The following is a 19,238-nucleotide window of genomic DNA, read 5'->3' as shown; positions in this document are numbered from 1 at the left end:
GAGGGGCAGATGGCGATTTCCCGTTTTCTGATCGGCGGCGTGGCGAGCGCGCTACTGCTCACCGGCGGCCTGTTTATGTGGGCCGGCTATACCCAGATCGCCGAGGAGGAAGTGTTGCCAGAAGCGCCTCCCGCGCTGGCGGCGATACCGGTGGCGGGGGCGAACGCGCCGAAGCGCGGACCGGCGCCGCCTGCGTTGCCCGCCGCGAAAGAGGCATCGCGCGAGGAGCGGCGCTTCAATCGCTTCGACCGCGACCGCAACGACCGGATCAGCCGCATTGAGCTGATGTCGTCGCGGACCGCGGCGTTTCGCAAGCTCGACAAGGATGGCAACAATCTGCTGACCTTCGAGGAATGGGCGGCGGCGACGGGCGAGCGGTTTGCCGGGGCCGATGGCGATCGGTCGGGCGATCTGACGCGCGCGGAGTTTACGACGACGGCGCCGAAGCGGGCGGTGAAGGCAAAGTGTAGTTGCTAGGCCGCGATGCCGTCGGCGACTTTCATCCATTCGCCGAGTGAAGCGCCCGCGCGCGCCGTATAGCCCAGCTTGCGGTCCTTCTTGCGCACTTCCTCGGTGAGCGGCGGGAAGAGCCCGAAGTTGACGTTCATCGGCTGGTAGCTGGCGGCATCCGCCCCGCCGGTGATATGGCCGAGCAGTGCACCGAGTGCGGTTTCGGGTGGGGGCGGGGGCAGGTCGCGGCCGCCGAGCTCGGCAGCGGCAAAGCGTGCGGCGATCAGGCCGATCGCAGCGCTTTCGACATAGCCCTCGCAGCCGGTGATCTGTCCGGCGAAACGGATGTGCGGCGCCGATTTGAGGCGCAACTGCGCGTCGAGCAGTTCGGGCGAGCGAATGAAGCTGTTGCGATGGAGGCCGCCGAGGCGCGCGAATTCGGCCTTTTCGAGGCCCGGGATGGTGCGGAACAGATCGACCTGCGCCGCATGCTTCAGCTTGGTTTGGAAACCGACCATGTTCCACAAGGTGCCGAGCGCATTGTCCTGCCGCAGCTGGACAACCGCATAGGGCCAGCGCCCGGTGCGCGGATTGTCGAGGCCGACGCCCTTCATCGGGCCGAAGCGCAAGGTTTCGGGGCCGCGCTCGGCCATCACCTCGATCGGCATGCAACCTTCGAAATAGGGGGTGCTCGTCTCCCACTCCTTGAATTCGGTCTTGTCGCCGTCGACCAGTCCCTGGACGAAGGCGTGATACTGGTCCTTGTCCATCGGGCAGTTGATATAATCCTTGCCGTCGCCGATCGGCCCGACCTTGTCCCAGCGGCTGGCCATCCACGCGATGTCCATGTCGATGCTGTCGCGATAGACGATCGGCGCGATGGCGTCGAAAAAGGCGAGCGCATCCTTGCCCGTCGCGATGCCGATGCTGTCGGCGAGGCTGGCGGCGGTGAGCGGGCCGGTGGCGACGATGGTCAGGCCTGAGGTCGGCAGCGTGTCGATGCGTTCGCGGACGATGGCAATGTTGGGGTGGTTTTCGAGCGCGCGGGTGACGCCGCCCGCGAACAGCTCGCGGTCGACGGCGAGCGCCGATCCCGCGGGCACCTTGTGGACATCGGCCTCGCGCATGATGATCGAGCCGAGCGTGCGCATCTCGCGGTGGAGCAGGCCGACGGCGTTGCTGTCGCCGTCGTCACTGCGGAAGCTGTTCGAGCACACCATTTCGGCGAGCGCGTCGCCCTGATGCGCCGGGGTCATGTCGCCGCCACCGCGCATTTCGGACAGATGGACGCGGAAACCGGCTTCGGCGAGTTGCCAGGCGGCTTCGGATCCGGCGAGGCCGCCGCCGATGATGTGAACGTCGTATTCCGCCATTTACCCTATCCGTTGACTTGCGACCAATTCGCCGCGCAGTAGGCGGGTTGAAAGCAAGATGCAAAGGGGCGACGATGAGCGGGGGAGAGAGTTGGGATCGCGCGCGGTGGCTGTGGCTGGCGGGGCTGGTCGGCGGGATCAGCTATTTCGCGGCGGTGTATATGCGGCTCGACGGGCCGGCGATCTGGGCGTGGAAAGCGTCGGGGGTCGGGCTGCTCGCGGTCTGGGCCGCGATGAATGCGCGCAGCAGCCACGGCAGGCTGATCGCGGCGGTGCTGGCGTTCGGGGCGCTGGGCGACTGGCTGCTCGATGCGGTCGGGATGCTGGCGGGGGCGGCGGCGTTCGCGACGGGGCATCTGATCGCGATCATCCTGTATCTGCGCAACCGGCGGCCCAGCCTGTCATCCTCGCAGTGGCTGCTGGCATGGGTGCTGGTGCCGCTGGCGCTGCTGATTGCATGGGGGCTGACACGCGGGGCCGAGGCGGCGCTGATGGGCGCGGCGATCGCCTATACCGGCGGCGTCGCGATCATGGCCGCGACCGCGTGGACCAGTCGTTTCCCACGCTATCGCACCGGAATCGGCGCAATGGCGTTTCTGGCGAGCGACCTGTTCATCTTTGCTGGTGAGGGCGGCGTGTTGTCCAAGGATGTCACGTTGTGGCTGGTCTGGCCGCTCTATTTCGGCGGGCAGGCGCTGATCGCGTGGGGGGCGGTGAGCACGCTGGCGAAGGAAGGGCGTGGCTGAGTGGCCGGAAGCGACCATCAACGGCCATTACGCCGCAGCTTCGCCGCGAATGGCTGTCCAATATTCGTCATGCACGTCGGCATCGATTTCGACGGGCTTCGAACTTGCGGGGTATAGCCGATCCCGACCATCCTTTCGCGGCCCCGAGATCCAATACTGGTCACCAGTTTCAGCGTCAAAGTAGTTGGCCTTGAAGCCGTCACCTCCCAATCGTTGAAAAGTGCGGCCCTGATAATGTATCGATTGGCCTGATTTGGAAAATGTCACGCGACAGATCCGCGCGGAGCCATTGAGGCCAGCCGACTTGTCTTCGATATACATGATCCGGGTATTCTTGGCACTCATCGCCTCGCTCTCCGTCCACCCTCACTATCAGCGCGACGGCAGCATTCCACGCCGTTTCCGTCATTCCGCCCCGATCTGGTCGCAACGACGGCAAACGACCGTTAATTACCGTTGGCATCCACCTGAAAAACTGCCGACTTTCCTCAGCCGAGGTCGGCTTCCACCCCGCTGCCAGAGCCGCTCGGACCCCATTCGCAATAATCGACTGATTGACTTGCGGGCGACGCAAATGAGGTTGCAGGGCTGAACGGCGGGACGACGGCATGGGAAATTCTAATAATGCCTCGCGCGGCGCATTCTCTCGGCGTAGATTGACGACCATCCCACGCCACCCATCGGCAGTGCACCATTGCGGTTCCCGCGCAATGGCCCAACGATACTGATGATCATCAACTTCGATCAGGCCGAACAGATTCCGCTTTGCAGGCATTAGCTAAGGCTAACACGGCGCTGTCTGGTTTCCACCCCAAAGCAGCCGCTTCACCCATCGACCTTACCCGTCCCACGCCGCGATCGTCGTGCGGTGGAGCAGGCGGTCGTGGCCGTCGTAGCCACCGGTGGCGCGGTGGAGGAGAGAGCGGTTGTCCCACATAATCAGCATGTCGGGTTCCCAGATATGGCTGTAGCGAAACTCCTCGCGGCCCTGCCATTGCAGAAGTTCGTACAATAAGGGCAGTGCATCGGCATCGTCCATGCCCTCGATGCCTATGATGTAACCCGCGCAGCCGAACAGCCCCTCGCGGCCCGTTTCGGGGTGGCGGCGGATGAAGGGATGCAACTGCGTCGCCAGCGCTTCCTCCCCCGAGCGGATGTCCATACTGCGACCCTTGTCGTTCGCGCCGTACATGCCCGACGGGGCATAGCCACCGCGCGCGCTGTGGATCGCCTGCTTGCCCTCGATCCGGGCGCGGAGCGCAGCGGGCATCGCGTCGAGCGCGGCGTGTTGGTTGACGAAATCGGTGTTGCCGCCGACGGGCGGGATGGTGATCCCGAACAGGCAGGTGCCCGCGGGTGGTCGCGCCTGAAAGCTCCAGTCGCTGTGCCAGTTTTCGGCGAACAAGGGCGAGGTTTCGTCGGCGCGGCGTTTGACCGCGATGACATGCTCGCGGCCCGCGATCGGCTTGATAAACGGATCGTCGCCGAAGCCGCCAAAATATTGGGTGAAGCGCTCAAGGTCGTCGTCGCTCATTTTCTGGTCGGGGAAGGCGAGGACATGATGGTCGAGCCATGCGGTGCGGATCGCTGCGACGCGGTCGGAGGTGAGCGGCCGGACGAGGTCGACGCCGGTGACGCGCGCGCCGCAGCATTGGCCGCTGGGGGTGATGGTGAGGGTCATGGGGGTAGGGTGCGCCGGTTAGCGCGGGAGGTCAATTGGATGGCCTGAAGTGGTTCGAGAATGGCGTTCCAAGTGTCGGATTAGACAAAGGGGCGATTTCTCGTGACGCCAAATGCCAGGCCGCCCGCGCAAGCGCCGACCGCCCTGAAACCGTCGATCGCCGACGCTATTGATGATTGGGCACCTGTCTTGCATTCTGAGGGCATGAACAAGAAGTCCAGCCAAGGTGCCAAGGGGTTGCGCCAGTTTCTGAATCTCGAGCAGCAGGAGGATTGGCTGCAGGGCAAGGCGGATCTCGCCGACGCCGAGGAGCGGCAGGATTCGATCGAGCAGCGGATAAAATATTCCCCCCGCTTCCAGAAGCTGCTTCTTCGACCGCAGGTGCCTGAGCTATTCGAGATTCTGGAGCGGTACGGCCAGACCTGTGTTCCCATACCGCGCGCGACAGAGCGCGCTTACTGGTCAGTTTCCTGCCTGCCATCGACTTCCGACAAGCCTTTGGTTCGCGTCAACGCGAGCTGGATGGAGCTGTTCACTCTCTACGCCGATGACGGCGATCTTCGGGCACGGTTCATTGTTCATCTTTCGGATTTCACGACCGACGGCTCGCTCGCGCAGGGGAGGGTCGATGAGGCGTTCCTCGAACGGAGCCTGCGGGCACCCGGGGACGTCAGCTTTTCGATTCCGAGCGGCCCGGACATCGTTATCGTCAAGATACGAGGCTCCGCTTCCATCCGCGACTTTCTGGCGGTCCCTCGCGCGCTCCGCGCTATCCGGCGGTTTAACCTGACCCACATGAACCGCGGCAGGAACGCCTATCAGGCCAGCCACTCCTACAGTGTGGCAGATCATATGCTGGGGGACGGCGTCCGCTGACACGTGATTGTGCAACCGATGCCGTCACTGGCCACTAGCGACGCTCAATGCCGTAATCGATCCTGATCCTGACCCAACTGCCCACCATTGGCCGTCCGCCAAGGCGAGGCGGTCGCACCCTGAATGCCCACGCTGCGGCGAGCACTGCCCGATTGATCTGCGAGCCGTTCGGGTACTCATCGAGTCCGACGCAATCTTCGACGCGGTAATCCGGCGCCGTGCGGCACGCGATCAGTCCCCAACCGGGCCCGCTGGCGGTGGATAAATAGCCGCGCAACTCGTCATCGCGCGGCTCGCGATACCAGGCCGCCGCATAGAGCGGCTCACCGTTGGGAGCCGTTCCCACTCGCTCGGTATCGCGGGAGGAGGGAGAGCCGCCCGTGTTGGGCGGCCCGTAAACTGCTCCGCCCGGTGGACGAATGGTGCTGCGCGGAATCGGGGGCGATGGAAGCGGTTCGGCTGGCGTCGGCATGATCGGAGCGGCCTTCGGTGCCGTGGTTCGCGGCGGCAGCGGTTCGGCCGGTTCTGGCGGCAACGGTTCCTCAGGTGCAGGCTGCACTTCGGCCCGCTCGCGCTCCGCGCTGCTCGGTTCGACGGCATCCTGCGAAATCGCGGAGGCCTCGAGGCTTACCACGCTGACACGCGTCTCCCTGTAGTCGGGCTGCAGTTCCGTGCCATAGGACAGCAACAGGAGCAGCAAGAGTGCCGGGATCAGCACCGCCAGGCTTAAGGCAAGCGCGCGTCGTCCCGCCCCGATGCTGAGCGGTTCGACATGGGAAGTGGCTGGAACAGGGCTCAGCTGAAGCAATCTTTGGTGGCGGCGTCCGCTGGTCAAGGTGTCCGGAGCCTATGTAGGAGCGATAGATAGGCACCAGACCTTTGACAAGTGCAAGCGCCGTCCCGTCAACGCAAAGGCAGCCGAAGGTCACCGCGCTCAGGAGCGCTATTTCGTCTCCACCAGTTCGCGCAGCAGGAAGGCGTGCAGCATCGCGGCGCGCACCGCGTCCTCGGCATGGTCGGCGCCGACCGAGTGGCCGCCCTCGATATATTCGTGATAATAGACGCGGTTGCCCAGTTCCTTGAGCCGCGCGGCATATTTGCGCGCGTGGCCGGGGTGGACGCGGTCGTCCTTGGTCGAGAGGTAAAGGAAGATCGGCGGATATCTCACGCCCTTGCGCAGCGCCTGATACGGCGAATATTTCGACAGGAAGGCCCAATCCTCCGGCACATCAGGGTCGCCATATTCGGCGACCCATGAGGCGCCGGCGAGCATCTTGTCGTACCGCCACATATCCTTGATCGGCGAGCCGAGATCACCGCGCCATAAAGGTCGGGGCGCTGGGTCATTGCGGCGCCGACCAGGACGCCGCCATTGGAGCGCCCCGAAATCGCGACCTTGCCCTTGGCACTGACCCCGGTAGCGACCAGATCCTCCGCGACAGCGTGGAGATCGTCGAAGCTGTTCTGACGCTTTTCGCGCAGCGCCGCCTGATGCCAGGCGGGGCCATATTCACCGCCGCCGCGGATGTTGGCGAGGACATAGGCGTTGCCGTCCTCGACCCAGAACAGGCCGAGCGGTCCGGCGCGGTACGGCTGGCCGGTGAGATAGCCCGGGGTCTGTGCGGCGCGGAACCCGCCGTAGGCGTGAACAAGCGCCGGAACGGGACCGGTTGCGCCCGTTTTGCGGACAAGGAAATAGGGGATTTTGGTGCCATCCTTCGACGTCGCGAAGCGTTTCTCGACCGTCATATCCTTGGCATCGAAGGTCGCGGGCAGGGTCTGCACTGGCTGCGGCGCCTGGTCGTCGGATACCGCGTACAGCGTTGGCGGCATCAGCAACGTTTCGGCGGTCGCCAGCACGACGTCGCGCTTGCTGATCGTCCCGGCGATGCCGACCGTGGCGTTGGCGGCCAGCGGCACTTCGTTCTGGCTCCATTTGCCGGTCTTGGGATCGCGGCGCAGCGCGAACAATTTGCCCTCGACATCGTCGAGAGCTTTGACCCACAGGATATTGTCGGTCGCCGAGACATTCTCGATCGCCTGCGCCTTGGTCGGGGTCATCGCGGTGACGATTGGTACCTGACGGCCGGCGGACATGTCGGCGAGCGACAGCGAGACGAGCGAGCCGGCGGGGATGTTCGCCCAATCCTGGTTGAGAAAGATCACCAGCTGGCCGTCGATGACGTCGCGGATGCTGGCGGTGTCGGGGATGATGGTCGAGATATAGCGCGAGGCGTCGACGTTCGGCAGCTTGATGTCGGCGGTGTAAAATGTCTTGCCGCGGCTGATCATCGGCCAGCGTTTGTCGCGGTCGGTAAGGGCAAAGACATTCATGCCGACGTCTTCGGCTTCGCCCTCCGCCACGGTTTCGGCCGAGGTCAGCGGGGTGCCGCGTTTCCAGCGTTTGACAATGCGCGGGTAACCCGACGCGGTCATGCTGCCCGCGCCATAGTCGGTGGCGACGAGCAAGGTGTCGGCATTTTCCCATGTCACGCTGCTCTTGGCTTGCGGCAGGGCGAAACCGCCATCGACGAAGCTTTTGGTCGTGCGGTCCCATTCACGCACGATGTCCGAATCGGTGCCCCCGGGGCTGAGCGACACCAGGCAGCGGGTGTAGGCGGGCGCGAGGCAGTCGGCGCCGTGCCACACCCAGCTTTGCTTTTCCGCCTTGCCCAGCGCGTCGACGTCGATCAGCGTCGTCCATACGGGCTTGCCCGCCAGATAGGCATCGAGCGGACTTTGCCGCCACAGCCCCCGCGGATTGGCGGCGTCGCGCCAGAAATTGGTGATCATGTCTCCCATCACCTCGCCGGGCATCGCGATCTGGCGATCGTCGTCGAGGATATCGCGGGCACGCTTGCGGTCGGCTTCAAAACCCGGGCGGCCGAGGATCAACTGGTCGGTAGCGGCGTTTTCTCGTTGAACCCAATCGAGGGCCTTTGTGCCCTCGATGTCCTCGAGCCACAGATAGGCATCGGATTCCTGGGCAACGGCAACGGCAGTAAACGAACAGCTGAGGGCAAGCGCGGCAAGGCTGGCGCGGATCATCAATATGTCTCCCTTGGGGCGTGGTAACGCTGTGCTAGCATCATCAGACACCGGAGGGGAAGGCTCTACCCCATGCTTCGTCACGGCGAGCGAAGCGGGCGGAAGGCGGCCGTGGGCTGACCAATCCAGGTTGGTTTTGCCGCGTCGCTTAACTCCTCGCAATGACGAGAAGGGTTATTGATCGATTATGATCGTACCGGGGTGATGCTTGTCGAGGTGGCGCTTGATGATCTTGAGGTTGCGTGTGTTCGAGCGGAAGAACAAGTCGAATGCATCGCCGACGAGGGGAATGGCGCCGAGCGCGGTGTCGACGCCCAGATTGCCCGCCATCCGCCACAGCTTCCACTTCGGCATGCCCAGATTGCGCGCTTCCCAGATCAGATAGGCGCCCATCAGGCCGGCAATGACGTCGCCGACCACCGGCACCAGCCCGACGATCGCATCGAGCCCGACCGGACGGTTGATGCCGGGAATGACAAAACTGCGCTCGAGAAGGATTTCCAGCGTTTCGACCCGCTTGCGCAGCGCCGCGGGGTCGGTGCGATTCTGGATCAGCGCGTCGAAAATGGCGTCGGGATTGGGCGGCGTGGGGGCCATGAGCGTGCTTTCATAAAGCGCCACGATCGACGCCAGCGGTTTAGTTGGGAGCGCTGATCATATGATTCAATGGGTGTTGAGCGCGGGTGTTGGGGCGCAGGCCGGTCAGCCGCTGTGCCGCAACCGACCAGCGCAGCGGCGTGGCGAGCGGAATGAAGGGGGTGTAGCGGGTAAGGACGACTTCGGCTTCAATAAGCTGTTCGGCGCGCTGACCGACATCGATGTTGCGCATCGTTTGCTCGATCAGCACTTGGGCTTCGCGATTGCACAGCGTGTCGCGCCGGCACGACAGACGGCGCAGCGCCCATAGCGGATCGTCATTGGGGGCAACTTCATCGATCAACCTGAGATCGGCGGCCGATGACATGGTGACGCGGCGACTGGGGACGCCGATCGCCACGAAATCGGCGGCGACATAGGCAAAGAGGATGCGTCCGCCCGGCGAGTCGGGTACGGCGATGCGGATCGGATCGATCTCGCGCCCCGCCGCGCGCCAAGCGTCGACGACGCGTCTGGCCTGCGTCTGCCGCGACGCATCGTCATAGTCCGCCCACGTCGGCAGCATCGGCGTCGGTCCGCCGTCGCGCGTATGGACCGCAGGGCGGAGCGTCAGCTGTTCCTGCCACTCCTCCAGCCCAAAAGCATCGACGAGTCGCTCGCGCCGGATGGCGCGGGCCAGAGCATCGCGATTGGTGTCGGTCGCCAGAAAGCCTTCGGCGCGAACGAAACTCAATCCGAACAGGCCCGGGACAGGATCGACCACCAGTCGCGACCGGGCGATATTCGATGCGGCGAAATAGGGGAGGGTGGAAAACCGGCCGCCGATGACGCCGTCGGCATAGCCGTTCTTGAACCGGGCCAACGCCCCGGCGGGTGACGTGCCAACGAGTTCAATCGACGCGGCAGGGTCGTTGGCGGCGGCTTCGGCAGCTTCCGGGTTTTCTGCGAGCGGGTCCGGGACTGGGGAGAGGAGGATGGCGCGGCCCATTTTTCGCGCCCGCATCGGTCCCCAGCCCATGCCTTTGTTGACGATTGCCATCGAAGGTTGCGCGAGCAGCTCGAGGATCGCGGGCTGCGGCACCGACAGGCGAATTTCGATGACCGTTTCGGTCATTGCTTTGATCGTCTCGATCTCGGGAAAATCGCTTTTCAGAACATGGCGGCTCGCGGTGGCGAGGTAAGTGCGCAGGATCGCCGCGACATCCTGCGCCGTCACCTTGCGACCGTTGGACCATTGGCTTCGCGGAGCCGGAAAATATAACTCCTGCCGTCGGTTGTAACGGTCCAGCGATCGGCAAGGCCGGTGTCGATCTGTCCTTGGCCATCATAGCCGACGAGCCCCTGCGACGTGGCATCGAGCAGCGCTGCATTGGCGGCGGACAATTCGCCGGCCAGGGGGGTGGCCGCGGGATTGAGCCGCCCCATTGCGGCGATTTTCACTGGCCCGCGTTCGCCGAACAGGCCGCAACTGCCCAGGGTGAGCAGGAACAGGCCAGCCGCGACGGCGATCAGCCTGCTGCCCTTCGGTCTGTGTGTTGGCGGTAGCATCGCCGCCATCATAGACATGCCGCGCAAAACCGGAAGTGGTCATCCGGGGCGATCAACAAAGCCGATCGCAATGCTGGTGCGGACGGCGGGACTTGAACCCGCATGACACTAGGCCGGCAGATTTTAAGTCTGCTGCGTCTACCGATTTCGCCACGTCCGCACGGCGCAGCAGGTCAAGCCGATGGGTTGATTCAGGTCAAGCGATGTTTGCCGCTTCACCCGGCATTGTCGCTCGGCTAGACCGCTGGATATGACAGCAGTTCTTGAAATTTCCGGCCTCGGGAAGACGTATAAAAGCGGACACATAGCGCTCAGCGATGTCGATCTTTCGATCAACAAGGGCGAGATTTTCGCCCTGCTCGGGCCGAATGGCGCGGGCAAGACGACGTTGATCAGCATCGTCTGCGGCATCGTTACAGCCAGCGCGGGGACGGTGACCGTGGCGGGGCGTGATCATGCCCGCGACTATCGCGCGGCGCGCACAATGATTGGGCTGGTGCCGCAGGAACTGCACACCGATGCGTTCGAAACCGTGCTGGCGACGGTCCGTTTTTCGCGCGGACTGTTCGGCAAACCCAGCGATGCTGCTTTCATCGAGCAATTGCTGCGCGACCTGTCGCTATGGGACAAGCGCGATTCGAAGATCATGGAATTGTCAGGGGGCATGAAGCGCCGCGTGATGATCGCCAAAGCGCTGTCCCATGAGCCCCAAATCCTGTTTCTCGACGAACCGACTGCGGGGGTCGATGTCGAGTTGCGCCGCGACATGTGGCAGATGGTCCACGGGCTGCGTGAGCGCGGCGTGACGATCATCCTGACCACCCATTATATCGAAGAGGCGGAGGAAATGGCCGATCGCGTGGGGGTGATCAGCAAGGGTCGGCTGATTCTGGTCGAGGAAAAGCATGCGCTGATCAAGAAACTGGGACGCAAGACGCTGACGCTCAACCTCGCCGAACCGCTTGATGCGGTGCCGGCGGAGCTGGCCGACTGGAAGCTTGCGCTGGCGGGTGACGGGCATGAGCTCGTCTATGAATTCGACAGCCAGGCCGAGGCGACCGGAGTGCCCTCGCTGCTGCGGCGGATGAGCGATATCGGGGTCGCATTCAAGGATCTGCACACCAAGCAAAGCTCGCTCGAGGATATATTCGTCGGGTTGGTGCATGAAACCAAGGGAGAGGCCGGATGACCGCGAACTGGCGCGGCGTACGCGCGATCTATGCGTTCGAACTGGCGCGCTTCCGGCGCACCGTCTGGACCAGCCTGGCGCTGCCCGTCATTACCACGGCGCTATACTTCGTCGTGTTCGGATCGGCGATCGGCGGCCGGATGAGCGAGGTCGGCGGGGTGCCTTACGGCGCCTTCATCGTGCCGGGGCTGATGATGCTGACGATGTTCACCGAAAGCATCAGCAACGCCTCGTTCGGCATCTATATGCCGAAATGGACCGGGACGATTTACGAGATGCTGTCGGCGCCGCTGTCGCCGCTGGAGACGGTTATCGCCTATGTCGGGGCGGCGGCGACGAAATCGGTCATCATCGGGACGATCATCTTCGCGACCGCGCATCTGTTCGTCGATGTCCAGGTTGTGCATCCGCTGCTGATGTTCGGCTTCATGCTGCTGATGGCAGTCACATTTTGCCTGTTCGGTTTCATCATCGGCATCTGGGCGCAGAGCTTCGAGCAGTTGCAGGTGATCCCGATGCTCGTGATCTATCCGCTCACCTTCTTGGGCGGCGCGTTTTATTCGCTCGACATGCTGCCCGCGGCATGGCGCACGGTCACCTTGTTCAACCCCGTCGTCTATCTGATCAGCGGCTTCCGATGGACCTTTTTCGGGCAAGGCGATGTCGGGTTTGACGTGAGTATCGCCGCGGTCGCGCTGTTCTTTGCGCTGTGTCTGGGCGTGATCTTCTGGATGTTCCGGACCGGGTATCGGCTCAAGAACTGATCGGGTGCGGTGCCGTGTTGCCGCGCGGCAAAGCCATCGCTCAGCCGAATGCGCACCTTGTAGTCGGCGCGGATTGCAGACGATAGGAAATATTTGGACCGAAACCGGGCGAAACTTAACGTCAGCGCCCGGACCGGTGATCGATCGACGACGGATTCAGTCGTTCAGGCGCTCGCGCATTTCCTTGCCGGGTTTGAAATAAGGCACATTTTTCGCCTTCACATCGACCGAGGCGCCGGTGCGCGGATTGCGACCGGTGCGCGATTCGCGCGAACGCGTCGAGAACGCTCCGAAGCCGCGCAGCTCGACACGGCCCCCGGCCGCCAGCTGATCGACGATGGAATCGAAAAACGTGTCCACGATGCGTTCGACTTCATCGACGCGCAAATCGCTGTTTTCGCTCGCGATCTTTTGAACCAGTTCTGACCGGATCATTTGCTTCCCCTAGTATAAGCCACGCATTTCCTGCCGAAGCAGGCGTCCGGTCGTTACCGGCCCATCTTTTTTGCGTGAGACCCCTCCCAACGCGCGCCGAAGGTATCACGAATCACTGTCTGGTCAAAATATATCACCGAAAGAAAAAGGCCCGCAGAGGGACACTCTACGGGCCTTTTCGTTCGTTTCGCTATGCAAGTTTGAAATTAATCTTTCTTGCCGGCTTTCAAAGCTTCGCCGAGGATGTCGCCGAGCGACGCACCCGAGTCCGACGAACCATATTGTTCAACGGCCTGCTTCTCTTCGGCGATCTGCATCGCCTTGACCGAGAAGTTCGGCTTTTTCGAGCGGTCGAAGCCGATGACCATCGCATCGAACTTCTGGCCGACCTGGTAGCGCTCGGCCCGCTGTTCGTCGCGGTCGCGGCCAAGATCGGCGCGCTTGATGAAGCCGGTGGCGCCATCGTCGCCCGCCTGGACTTCGAGGCCGTTGTCGCGGACTTCGAGGACGGTGACGGTGACGACATCATTCTTCTTCACCGAACCGGCAGCCGCTGCGGCGCCGCCGCCAACGGCCGGAGCACCCTTTTCAAGCTGCTTGATGCCAAGGCTGATGCGTTCCTTCTCGACATCGACGTCGAGCACGACGACCTGCACGGCCTCGCCCTTGCGGTGGAGGTGCAGGGCTTCTTCGCCCGAGATGCCCCAGGCGATATCCGACATGTGAACCATGCCATCGACGTCGCCGGGCAGGCCGATGAACAGGCCGAATTCGGTCGCGTTCTTGACTTCGCCTTCGACGACCGAGCCCACCGGGTGGGTGTCGGCGAAGCCTTCCCACGGGTTCTGCTGGGCCTGCTTGAGGCCGAGCGAGATGCGGCGCTTGTCGCTGTCGACTTCGAGGACGATGACGTCAACTTCCTGGCTGGTCGAAACGATCTTGCCGGGGTGGACGTTCTTCTTGGTCCACGACATTTCGCTGACGTGGACCAGACCTTCGATGCCGGCTTCGAGTTCGACGAACGCGCCATAATCGGTGATGTTCGTGACCGTACCCGACAGCTTCGCGCCCACGGGGTACTTGGCGGCGACGCCTTCCCACGGATCGCTTTCCAGCTGCTTCATGCCCAGGCTGATGCGCTGGGTGTCGCGGTTGATGCGGATGATCTGTACCTTGACGGTGTCACCGATGTTGATGACCTCGCTCGGGTGGTTGACGCGCTTGTAGCTCATGTCGGTGACGTGGAGCAGGCCGTCGATGCCGCCGAGGTCGACGAACGCACCGTAATCGGTGATGTTCTTGACGGCGCCGTCGATGATCTGGCCTTCTTCGAGGTTCTGGATCAGGCCCGAGCGCTGTTCGGCGCGCGTTTCTTCGAGGATGGCGCGGCGCGACACTACGATGTTGCCGCGGCGGCGATCCATCTTGAGGATCTGGAACGGCTGCGGCAGGTCCATCAGCGGGCCAACGTCGCGCACCGGGCGGATATCGACCTGCGAACCGGGCAGGAAGGCCACGGCGCCGCCGAGGTCGACGGTGAAGCCGCCCTTGACGCGGCCGAAGATCACGCCTTCGACGCGCTTTCCTTGTTAAATTCTTCTTCCAGGCGGTCCCAGGCGGCTTCGCGGCGGGCGCGATCGCGGGACAGCATGGTTTCGCCATTGGCGTTTTCGACGCGGTCGACATAGACTTCGACTTCGTCACCGACCTTGATGTCGGCCTTCTGGCCCGGCATGGCGAATTCGCGCAGCGGCACGCGGCCTTCGCTCTTCAAACCAATGTCGATGACTGCCAGGTCGTTTTCGATCGCGGTGACGGTGCCCTTGACGACGCGGCCTTCAAAGCCGCCGTCAGCACCACCAAGCGATTCGTCGAGCATCGCGGCGAAATCGTCGCGCGTCGGGAAAGCCGTAGTGGCCATAGAGATAATTTCCTTACTTCATTTGTTCCGGCCAAGCGGTTGGTTCCGCTGGTCTTAATGGCCGATCTGTCCTGCGCGCCGGATGCGATGCAGAACATCCTTCGGACCAGTTCGGGCGGGGCAGGGGCAAAGCAGAAAGGGCGCGACGAGATTGCCTCGCCACGCCCGACGCCCGGTTGCGGGCGGCGGTTGTCCGTGCCTCGACCGGCTGAAAGGCCCGTCGGACCGGGCGCCTATAGTCGGCAAACCCCACAAACGCAAGGCGGAAAGCCCGTTCAGCTGCGGCGGTTTCGCCGCGCTTCGGCAAACGCAATCGCCGCGGCAATCGCGGCGTCGCGAGGCATGTCGCTGTTGTCGAGCAGCATCGCGTCGGGCGCGCGCAGCAGCGGCGCGTCGGCGCGGCCAGTGTCGCGGGCATCGCGAGCGTGGACGTCGGCAAGCACGGCGTCAAAGGTCACGTCGACGCCGCGCGACAGCATTTCGGCATGGCGGCGCTGCGCGCGCACGTCAGGACTGGCGGTGACGAACAACTTGGCGTCGGCGTGCGGCGCGATGACGGTGCCGATGTCGCGCCCATCAAGGATGGCGCCGCCAGGTTGGTTGGCAAAATCGACCTGCCGCTGAAACAGCGCGGCGCGGACCGACGGGTGGACCGACACCCGGCTGGCGAGACCGCCGGTTGTTTCGTAGCGGAGCGCGGGATCGTCGAGCAGGCTGTCCGGAAAATCGCAGGCGGCAAGGGCATCTGCCGCGTTGTCGGCATCGCCATGATTGAGCTGCGTCTGATAGCCGACGGCGCGGTACAGCAGCCCGGTGTCGAGGACGGGCAGGCCGAAATGATCGGCGAGCGCGCGGGCAATGGTGCCTTTTCCCGATGCGGTCGGGCCATCGACGGCGATAATCATCAGTTTATCTGAAACGCATCGTTGCGAGCGCTGGTCAGCCGATTGTCGGGTCCGAACAACAATTTGATCCAGCCACCGTTTTCGAACGAGCCGCCGCATGACGCGATGGCCTCGCCTTCGCCGGCCTGTCCGGGAGCGGGGCAGTCGATCGAAATTTCGGGCAGAAAAGCGCGCACATTGGCAAGCACGTCGCCGCGGTTTCGCGCCGACCCGATCCCGAGCGCGCCGAAATCGCGTCCATCGGCGACGGAAAGCTCCATCAGCTTGATCGCCAGCACGTTGCCAGCGAATACATGGACGACGGCGGCATCATCCTGCCATTCGCACGGGATGCCGTCATCGTCGTTGCAGACGTCACCGTTGGTCAGTCGACCGATCGCCTGAGGGTCGGCGGGCTGGTTGAGCGGAACGGGCGAGAAGCTGGAATCGGCGCGAGCGAACGGATCGGCGATGGCGGATTTAGCGTGCGCGCCCACGGCGCCGATCAGCAACGCTACGGCAGCGAAGGCGGTTGCGGCGGCGTTGCGGCGGATCGTCATGACTGCAATTCTCCCAACAGGGTCTCGAAATTGGGAAGCTTGTCGCCACCGGACCCATATCGTCAATCGTCACCGATGACCCGGTGACAAGTCCGGCGATCGCAAAGCTCATGCAGATGCGGTGGTCGAGATGCCCCGCGACGGTGGCCCCGCCGGGCAGCGGATCGCCGCCCGTGCCTTCGATGATCAGGCCGTCCTCGGTCTCGATCACCCGCGCGCCGATGGCCCTCAGGCCAGTCGACATCACCGCGAGCCGATCGCTTTCCTTGACGCGCAGTTCGTCGAGACCGGTCGTCGTCGTGCGGCCCTGCGCCAGCGCCGCGGCGACGAACAGGATTGGGAATTCATCGATCATGCTGGGTGTGACGGCGGGATCGACCGTAATGCCGCTCAGCGCGCTGTGACGCACGCGGAGGTCGGCAACGGGCTCGCCGCCGACTTCGCGCGGGTCGATCAGTTCGATGTCGCCGCCCATCTGGCGCAGCACATCAATCAGCCCGGCGCGCGTCGGGTTGAGTCCGACATTGGTGATGGTGACGTCCGAACCGGGGACGAGGAGCGCCGCGACGATGAAAAACGCCGCCGACGACGGATCACCGGGGACGACAATCGTCTGCGGTTTGAGCTCGGCCTCGCCCATGATGCAAATATGGCGGGTGCCGTCGGCATCGGCCTCGACGGTCAGGTCGGCGCCAAAACCGCGCAACATTCGCTCGCTATGATCGCGTGTCGGCACCGGCTCGATAACTTCGGTTACCCCGCCGGTGTTGAGCCCGGCGAGTAGCACCGCACTCTTCACCTGCGCCGACGCGACCGGCAGGCGGTAGGAAATCGGGATGGCGGGGGCGAGGCCGCGGACCATCAGCGGCAGGCGGCCCCCCGGCGACGAGGTGATGTCGGCGCCCATCTGCGCCAGCGGATCGATGACGCGGCCCATCGGGCGGCCCGACAGGCTGGCGTCACCGACGAAGGTCGCGGTGATCGGGTGACTGGCGATCAGTCCCATCAGGAGGCGGGTCGAGGTGCCGCTGTTGCCCATGTCGAGCGCTTCGCGTGGCTGGAGCAGCCCACCGACGCCAACGCCGTTGATGCGCCACTCGCCGTCGGTGCGGCGTTCGATGGTGGCGCCCATCGCGCGCATCGCGGCGGCGGTGGCGAGCACGTCATGGCCTTCGAGCAGCCCGGTGACGCGGCTTTCGCCAACTGCGAGCGCCGACAGCATCAGCGCGCGGTGCGAGATGCTTTTGTCGCCTGGAATCGCGATCCGGCCCTTGAGCGGAACGGAAGCGGAAAAGCTGCGCGGGCGGGCGTTTTGATCGGTCATGGCGAGCGGCTTTTGACAGCGGCCTTCCAATCTGGCAAGGCGCACGCCGATTTGATGGGCGCCGCACAGGTGGCCGTCGCTTTCCAGACATTTTATTCTGTTTCCAGAAGGTTACGAGGCATATATGGTAAAGGCTGAATGGGGCACGAAACGCAGCTGCCCGAAATGCGCCACGCGATTCTATGATTTGACCAAGGATGATCCGGTCAACTGCATCAATTGCGGTTACAACTGGATTCCGGAATCGGTGCTGAAATCGAAACAGTCGACTCCGTTCGAAGTCGAAAAGCCCGGCAAGGTCGCCAAGGAAGAGGTCGTCGTCGACGAGGATCTGGATCTGGACGTCGATGTCGATGAGGACAATGATTCGCCCGACAATGACGTCGATCTGGGCGGCGACGACGATCTCGGCGTCGCGACGGCGGATGACGACGACGTCGAAACCTGATTTGTTTCGTGAGGGGCCAAAAAGGCATCGTCCGATGCATTTGGCCCCTTGCATCAGCCGCCCGCACTGTTAAAGGCGGCACCCCGGTCGCAGCAGCCACGATGGCGAGAGCGATCCGGTGAAGATGTGGGGCCTTAGCTCAGCTGGGAGAGCGCCTGCATGGCATGCAGGAGGTCAGCGGTTCGATCCCGCTAGGCTCCACCACTTCTTCACGGCGCCAGCCGGATGTCACCGAATATATCCTTGAGCAGCGCTTCCGCGTTCGCCAGCGCGATCGGCGGTGGCTTGTTCGCAAAGGGCTTGCCGCGCACCGCATAGTTGAGGGTGTAAATCGTGTCGCTGTCGCGGAAGATCAGGATGAAGTCCTGTTCACCCGCGCCCGCCAGAGCCTTGGGATAGGCGCCGGGCGGCAACGACGCGCAGCCGTTGAGAACCAGGGTGCGTTTGAGCCCACCCGCGAGCGAGCTTTCCCCATTGTCCTGATAGATCAGCCCGACCTTGCACGCCGCTGGATAGAAGGCTTGGCGCGCAATCTGAGCCGTCGGCAATGGAGAGGTGCCGAGTCCGCGATACGCCTGGATCGTCACCAACCGCGTCCAGTTCGCGAGTGTTTCGCCGCGCGGCACATATTCAATCAGCCGATTGGTGCCATTATCCTTGTCGTTCGCGCGGATCATGTCGGGGGGCAGGGTGAAGGTCAGCGTGCGGCCATAGAGTGGAACCGCTTGCGGAGTGCCCTTGGCAGCGACGCCGCTGGGCAGCATCATCGCAGTCAGGAAAAGTGCTGATCCGACAATGATCCGCTTCATTGCTTGCTCCTGCTGGCCACGAAGGAAGAATTATTGCGCTGCTTCCTCGGTTTCGAACAGCGGCTCGAGCGCGATCGGGTCGGCGAGCGTGATGCGATCGAGGATCGATGCGGTGTCGTCGCGGACCTTCAGCATCAAACTGCGCATCCGGCATTCGGATTCGGGCAGACAATTCTTGCAATGTTCGTGCGCATTGCGCGCCGCGCATGGAACGAGCGCGAGCGACCCGCGGGTCAGCCGGACCAGGTCGCCATAGCTGATGTCGATCGGCGAAATGGCCAGTTGATAACCACCATCGCGCCCGCGCTGCGAAATGAGCAGACCTTCGCGCGCCATTTCGGACAGGATCACGGTCAGGAATTTGGGCGGAATATTCTGCGCCTCAGCAATATCCGCCAGCTGGACCTGCCCCTTGCCCCAATGGTCGGCAAGATGCTGGAACGCGCGGATCGTGTAGCGGGTCTTTTGCGAGAGCATGGCGGGGTTACTGTGACATATTCAGGCTTAATTCAACCTGTCTGGATGAGATTTCGCCAAGAGTTGATGAAAATCACAGCGGGTGGCATGAACGCAGGCTATAAGCAC

At 63.4% G+C, this 19,238-nt stretch carries 19 protein-coding genes, 2 tRNA genes and 2 pseudogenes; 7 read left to right on the top strand and 16 right to left on the bottom strand.

The annotated features are described in order from the left end of the window. Positions 1–9: 9 nt before the first annotated feature. Positions 10–477 carry an EF-hand domain-containing protein gene (locus IPF76_RS18765; RefSeq protein ID WP_293847055.1) on the top strand — a complete coding sequence of 156 codons (468 nt, stop codon included), beginning with the start codon at positions 10–12 and terminating at the stop codon, positions 475–477. Here the strand turns inward: IPF76_RS18765 and trmFO are convergent. Further along, the gene (trmFO, locus tag IPF76_RS18760; RefSeq protein ID WP_293847053.1) at positions 474–1,823 is read right to left on the bottom strand and encodes a methylenetetrahydrofolate--tRNA-(uracil(54)-C(5))-methyltransferase (FADH(2)-oxidizing) TrmFO; all 1,350 of its coding nucleotides are present in this window, start codon (positions 1,821–1,823) and stop codon (positions 474–476) included. The two genes, IPF76_RS18765 and trmFO, sit on opposite strands and share 4 nt — an antisense overlap. A gap of 74 nt (positions 1,824–1,897) precedes the next feature. Here trmFO and IPF76_RS18755 point away from each other — a divergent pair, with 74 nt between their 5' ends. Next, positions 1,898–2,569, top strand: a complete 672-nt coding sequence (locus tag IPF76_RS18755) for a lysoplasmalogenase (RefSeq protein ID WP_293847051.1) — start codon at positions 1,898–1,900, stop codon at positions 2,567–2,569. 27 nt (positions 2,570–2,596) lie between these two features. Here the strand turns inward: IPF76_RS18755 and IPF76_RS18750 are convergent, their stop codons facing one another. Next, positions 2,597–2,890, bottom strand: a complete 294-nt coding sequence (locus tag IPF76_RS18750; RefSeq protein ID WP_293847049.1) for a 1-deoxy-D-xylulose-5-phosphate synthase — start codon at positions 2,888–2,890, stop codon at positions 2,597–2,599. A 517-nt stretch (positions 2,891–3,407) separates the two neighbouring features. Next, on the bottom strand, positions 3,408–4,250 hold the full coding sequence (locus IPF76_RS18745; protein WP_293847047.1) for a TauD/TfdA family dioxygenase: 843 nt from the start codon (positions 4,248–4,250) through the stop codon (positions 3,408–3,410). Positions 4,251–4,352: 102 nt separating this feature from the next. Between IPF76_RS18745 and IPF76_RS18740 the strand changes: the two genes are divergently transcribed. Next, positions 4,353–5,126 (top strand): hypothetical protein, encoded by a 774-nt coding sequence (locus tag IPF76_RS18740; RefSeq protein ID WP_293847045.1) that lies wholly within the window; start codon positions 4,353–4,355, stop codon positions 5,124–5,126. Between the two features lie 34 nt (positions 5,127–5,160). On the opposite strand, the gene IPF76_RS18735 is transcribed toward IPF76_RS18740, so the two are convergent. The 6 genes and pseudogenes from IPF76_RS18735 to IPF76_RS18710 form a co-directional block, all read right to left on the bottom strand. Then, positions 5,161–5,961 carry a hypothetical protein gene (locus IPF76_RS18735; RefSeq protein ID WP_293847043.1) on the bottom strand — a complete coding sequence of 267 codons (801 nt, stop codon included), beginning with the start codon at positions 5,959–5,961 and terminating at the stop codon, positions 5,161–5,163. A gap of 108 nt (positions 5,962–6,069) precedes the next feature. Then, positions 6,070–8,174, bottom strand: a pseudogene (locus IPF76_RS18730) (prolyl oligopeptidase family serine peptidase). 174 nt (positions 8,175–8,348) lie between these two features. Next, positions 8,349–8,771 carry a DUF4112 domain-containing protein gene (locus tag IPF76_RS18725; RefSeq protein ID WP_293847041.1) on the bottom strand — a complete coding sequence of 141 codons (423 nt, stop codon included), beginning with the start codon at positions 8,769–8,771 and terminating at the stop codon, positions 8,349–8,351. A gap of 40 nt (positions 8,772–8,811) precedes the next feature. Continuing rightward, complete coding sequence (locus tag IPF76_RS18720) at positions 8,812–9,987, bottom strand: ABC transporter substrate-binding protein (protein ID WP_293847039.1); 1,176 nt, start codon at positions 9,985–9,987, stop codon at positions 8,812–8,814. Further along, positions 9,984–10,331 carry a hypothetical protein gene (locus IPF76_RS18715; protein ID WP_293847037.1) on the bottom strand — a complete coding sequence of 116 codons (348 nt, stop codon included), beginning with the start codon at positions 10,329–10,331 and terminating at the stop codon, positions 9,984–9,986. The genes IPF76_RS18720 and IPF76_RS18715 overlap by 4 nt, the downstream gene beginning before the upstream one ends. A 62-nt stretch (positions 10,332–10,393) precedes the next feature. Further along, a tRNA-Leu gene (locus IPF76_RS18710) sits at positions 10,394–10,479 on the bottom strand. A gap of 90 nt (positions 10,480–10,569) precedes the next feature. Here IPF76_RS18710 and IPF76_RS18705 point away from each other — a divergent pair. Both IPF76_RS18705 and IPF76_RS18700 read left to right on the top strand, forming a co-directional pair. Next, the gene (locus IPF76_RS18705; protein ID WP_293847035.1) at positions 10,570–11,508 is read left to right on the top strand and encodes an ABC transporter ATP-binding protein; all 939 of its coding nucleotides are present in this window, start codon (positions 10,570–10,572) and stop codon (positions 11,506–11,508) included. Continuing rightward, the gene (locus tag IPF76_RS18700; protein ID WP_293847034.1) at positions 11,505–12,272 is read left to right on the top strand and encodes an ABC transporter permease; all 768 of its coding nucleotides are present in this window, start codon (positions 11,505–11,507) and stop codon (positions 12,270–12,272) included. The genes IPF76_RS18705 and IPF76_RS18700 overlap by 4 nt, the downstream gene beginning before the upstream one ends. A 156-nt stretch (positions 12,273–12,428) precedes the next feature. Here the strand turns inward: IPF76_RS18700 and IPF76_RS18695 are convergent, their stop codons facing one another. From IPF76_RS18695 to aroA, 5 genes and pseudogenes are all read right to left on the bottom strand, one after another. Beyond that, positions 12,429–12,707, bottom strand: a complete 279-nt coding sequence (locus IPF76_RS18695; RefSeq protein ID WP_293847032.1) for an integration host factor subunit beta — start codon at positions 12,705–12,707, stop codon at positions 12,429–12,431. 206 nt (positions 12,708–12,913) lie between these two features. Beyond that, positions 12,914–14,628, bottom strand: a pseudogene (gene rpsA, locus IPF76_RS18690) (30S ribosomal protein S1). Between the two features lie 275 nt (positions 14,629–14,903). Continuing rightward, the gene (locus tag IPF76_RS18685; RefSeq protein WP_293847030.1) at positions 14,904–15,533 is read right to left on the bottom strand and encodes a d(CMP) kinase; all 630 of its coding nucleotides are present in this window, start codon (positions 15,531–15,533) and stop codon (positions 14,904–14,906) included. Beyond that, positions 15,533–16,072: a hypothetical protein gene (locus tag IPF76_RS18680; RefSeq protein WP_293847028.1), complete on the bottom strand. Its 540-nt coding sequence runs from the start codon at positions 16,070–16,072 to the stop codon at positions 15,533–15,535. The genes IPF76_RS18685 and IPF76_RS18680 overlap by 1 nt, the downstream gene beginning before the upstream one ends. Further along, complete coding sequence (gene aroA, locus IPF76_RS18675) at positions 15,993–17,396, bottom strand: 3-phosphoshikimate 1-carboxyvinyltransferase (protein WP_293847026.1); 1,404 nt, start codon at positions 17,394–17,396, stop codon at positions 15,993–15,995. Before aroA ends, IPF76_RS18680 begins: the two co-directional genes overlap by 80 nt. A 124-nt stretch (positions 17,397–17,520) precedes the next feature. Between aroA and IPF76_RS18670 the strand changes: the two genes are divergently transcribed. Both IPF76_RS18670 and IPF76_RS18665 read left to right on the top strand, forming a co-directional pair. Then, entirely contained in the window at positions 17,521–17,844 is a 324-nt protein-coding gene (locus IPF76_RS18670; protein ID WP_293847024.1) for a TIGR02300 family protein, read from the top strand. A gap of 128 nt (positions 17,845–17,972) precedes the next feature. Then, a tRNA-Ala gene (locus IPF76_RS18665) sits at positions 17,973–18,048 on the top strand. A gap of 5 nt (positions 18,049–18,053) precedes the next feature. Here the strand turns inward: IPF76_RS18665 and IPF76_RS18660 are convergent. Both IPF76_RS18660 and IPF76_RS18655 read right to left on the bottom strand, forming a co-directional pair. Continuing rightward, a complete protein-coding gene (locus tag IPF76_RS18660; RefSeq protein WP_293847022.1) occupies positions 18,054–18,653 on the bottom strand; it encodes a hypothetical protein in 600 nt (199 codons plus the stop codon). 30 nt (positions 18,654–18,683) lie between these two features. After that, complete coding sequence (locus IPF76_RS18655) at positions 18,684–19,130, bottom strand: Rrf2 family transcriptional regulator (RefSeq protein ID WP_293847020.1); 447 nt, start codon at positions 19,128–19,130, stop codon at positions 18,684–18,686. Positions 19,131–19,238 lie beyond the last annotated feature (108 nt).

It is taken from the genome of Sphingopyxis sp. (genome assembly GCF_016704835.1).
GTDB lineage: Bacteria > Pseudomonadota > Alphaproteobacteria > Sphingomonadales > Sphingomonadaceae > Sphingopyxis.
The sequence above is the reverse complement of the archived record's forward strand: the minus strand, read 5'-3'. Positions and strand labels throughout refer to the sequence as shown.

Bases quoted from the DNA above. Each gene is read 5' to 3' on its own strand.
- IPF76_RS18660 (WP_293847022.1), bottom strand. From the start codon at position 18,653: ATGAAGCGGATCATTGTCGGATCAGCACTTTTCCTGACTGCGATGATG.
- IPF76_RS18685 (WP_293847030.1), bottom strand. From the start codon at position 15,533: ATGATTATCGCCGTCGATGGCCCGACCGCATCGGGAAAAGGCACCATT.
- IPF76_RS18705 (WP_293847035.1), top strand. From the start codon at position 10,570: ATGACAGCAGTTCTTGAAATTTCCGGCCTCGGGAAGACGTATAAAAGC.
- aroA (WP_293847026.1), bottom strand. From the start codon at position 17,396: ATGACCGATCAAAACGCCCGCCCGCGCAGCTTTTCCGCTTCCGTTCCG.
- IPF76_RS18750 (WP_293847049.1), bottom strand. From the start codon at position 2,890: ATGTATATCGAAGACAAGTCGGCTGGCCTCAATGGCTCCGCGCGGATC.
- IPF76_RS18655 (WP_293847020.1), bottom strand. From the start codon at position 19,130: ATGCTCTCGCAAAAGACCCGCTACACGATCCGCGCGTTCCAGCATCTT.
- IPF76_RS18725 (WP_293847041.1), bottom strand. From the start codon at position 8,771: ATGGCCCCCACGCCGCCCAATCCCGACGCCATTTTCGACGCGCTGATC.
- IPF76_RS18755 (WP_293847051.1), top strand. From the start codon at position 1,898: ATGAGCGGGGGAGAGAGTTGGGATCGCGCGCGGTGGCTGTGGCTGGCG.
- IPF76_RS18715 (WP_293847037.1), bottom strand. From the start codon at position 10,331: ATGATGGCGGCGATGCTACCGCCAACACACAGACCGAAGGGCAGCAGG.
- trmFO (WP_293847053.1), bottom strand. From the start codon at position 1,823: ATGGCGGAATACGACGTTCACATCATCGGCGGCGGCCTCGCCGGATCC.
- IPF76_RS18680 (WP_293847028.1), bottom strand. From the start codon at position 16,072: ATGACGATCCGCCGCAACGCCGCCGCAACCGCCTTCGCTGCCGTAGCG.
- IPF76_RS18700 (WP_293847034.1), top strand. From the start codon at position 11,505: ATGACCGCGAACTGGCGCGGCGTACGCGCGATCTATGCGTTCGAACTG.
- IPF76_RS18695 (WP_293847032.1), bottom strand. From the start codon at position 12,707: ATGATCCGGTCAGAACTGGTTCAAAAGATCGCGAGCGAAAACAGCGAT.
- IPF76_RS18670 (WP_293847024.1), top strand. From the start codon at position 17,521: ATGGTAAAGGCTGAATGGGGCACGAAACGCAGCTGCCCGAAATGCGCC.
- IPF76_RS18745 (WP_293847047.1), bottom strand. From the start codon at position 4,250: ATGACCCTCACCATCACCCCCAGCGGCCAATGCTGCGGCGCGCGCGTC.
- IPF76_RS18765 (WP_293847055.1), top strand. From the start codon at position 10: ATGGCGATTTCCCGTTTTCTGATCGGCGGCGTGGCGAGCGCGCTACTG.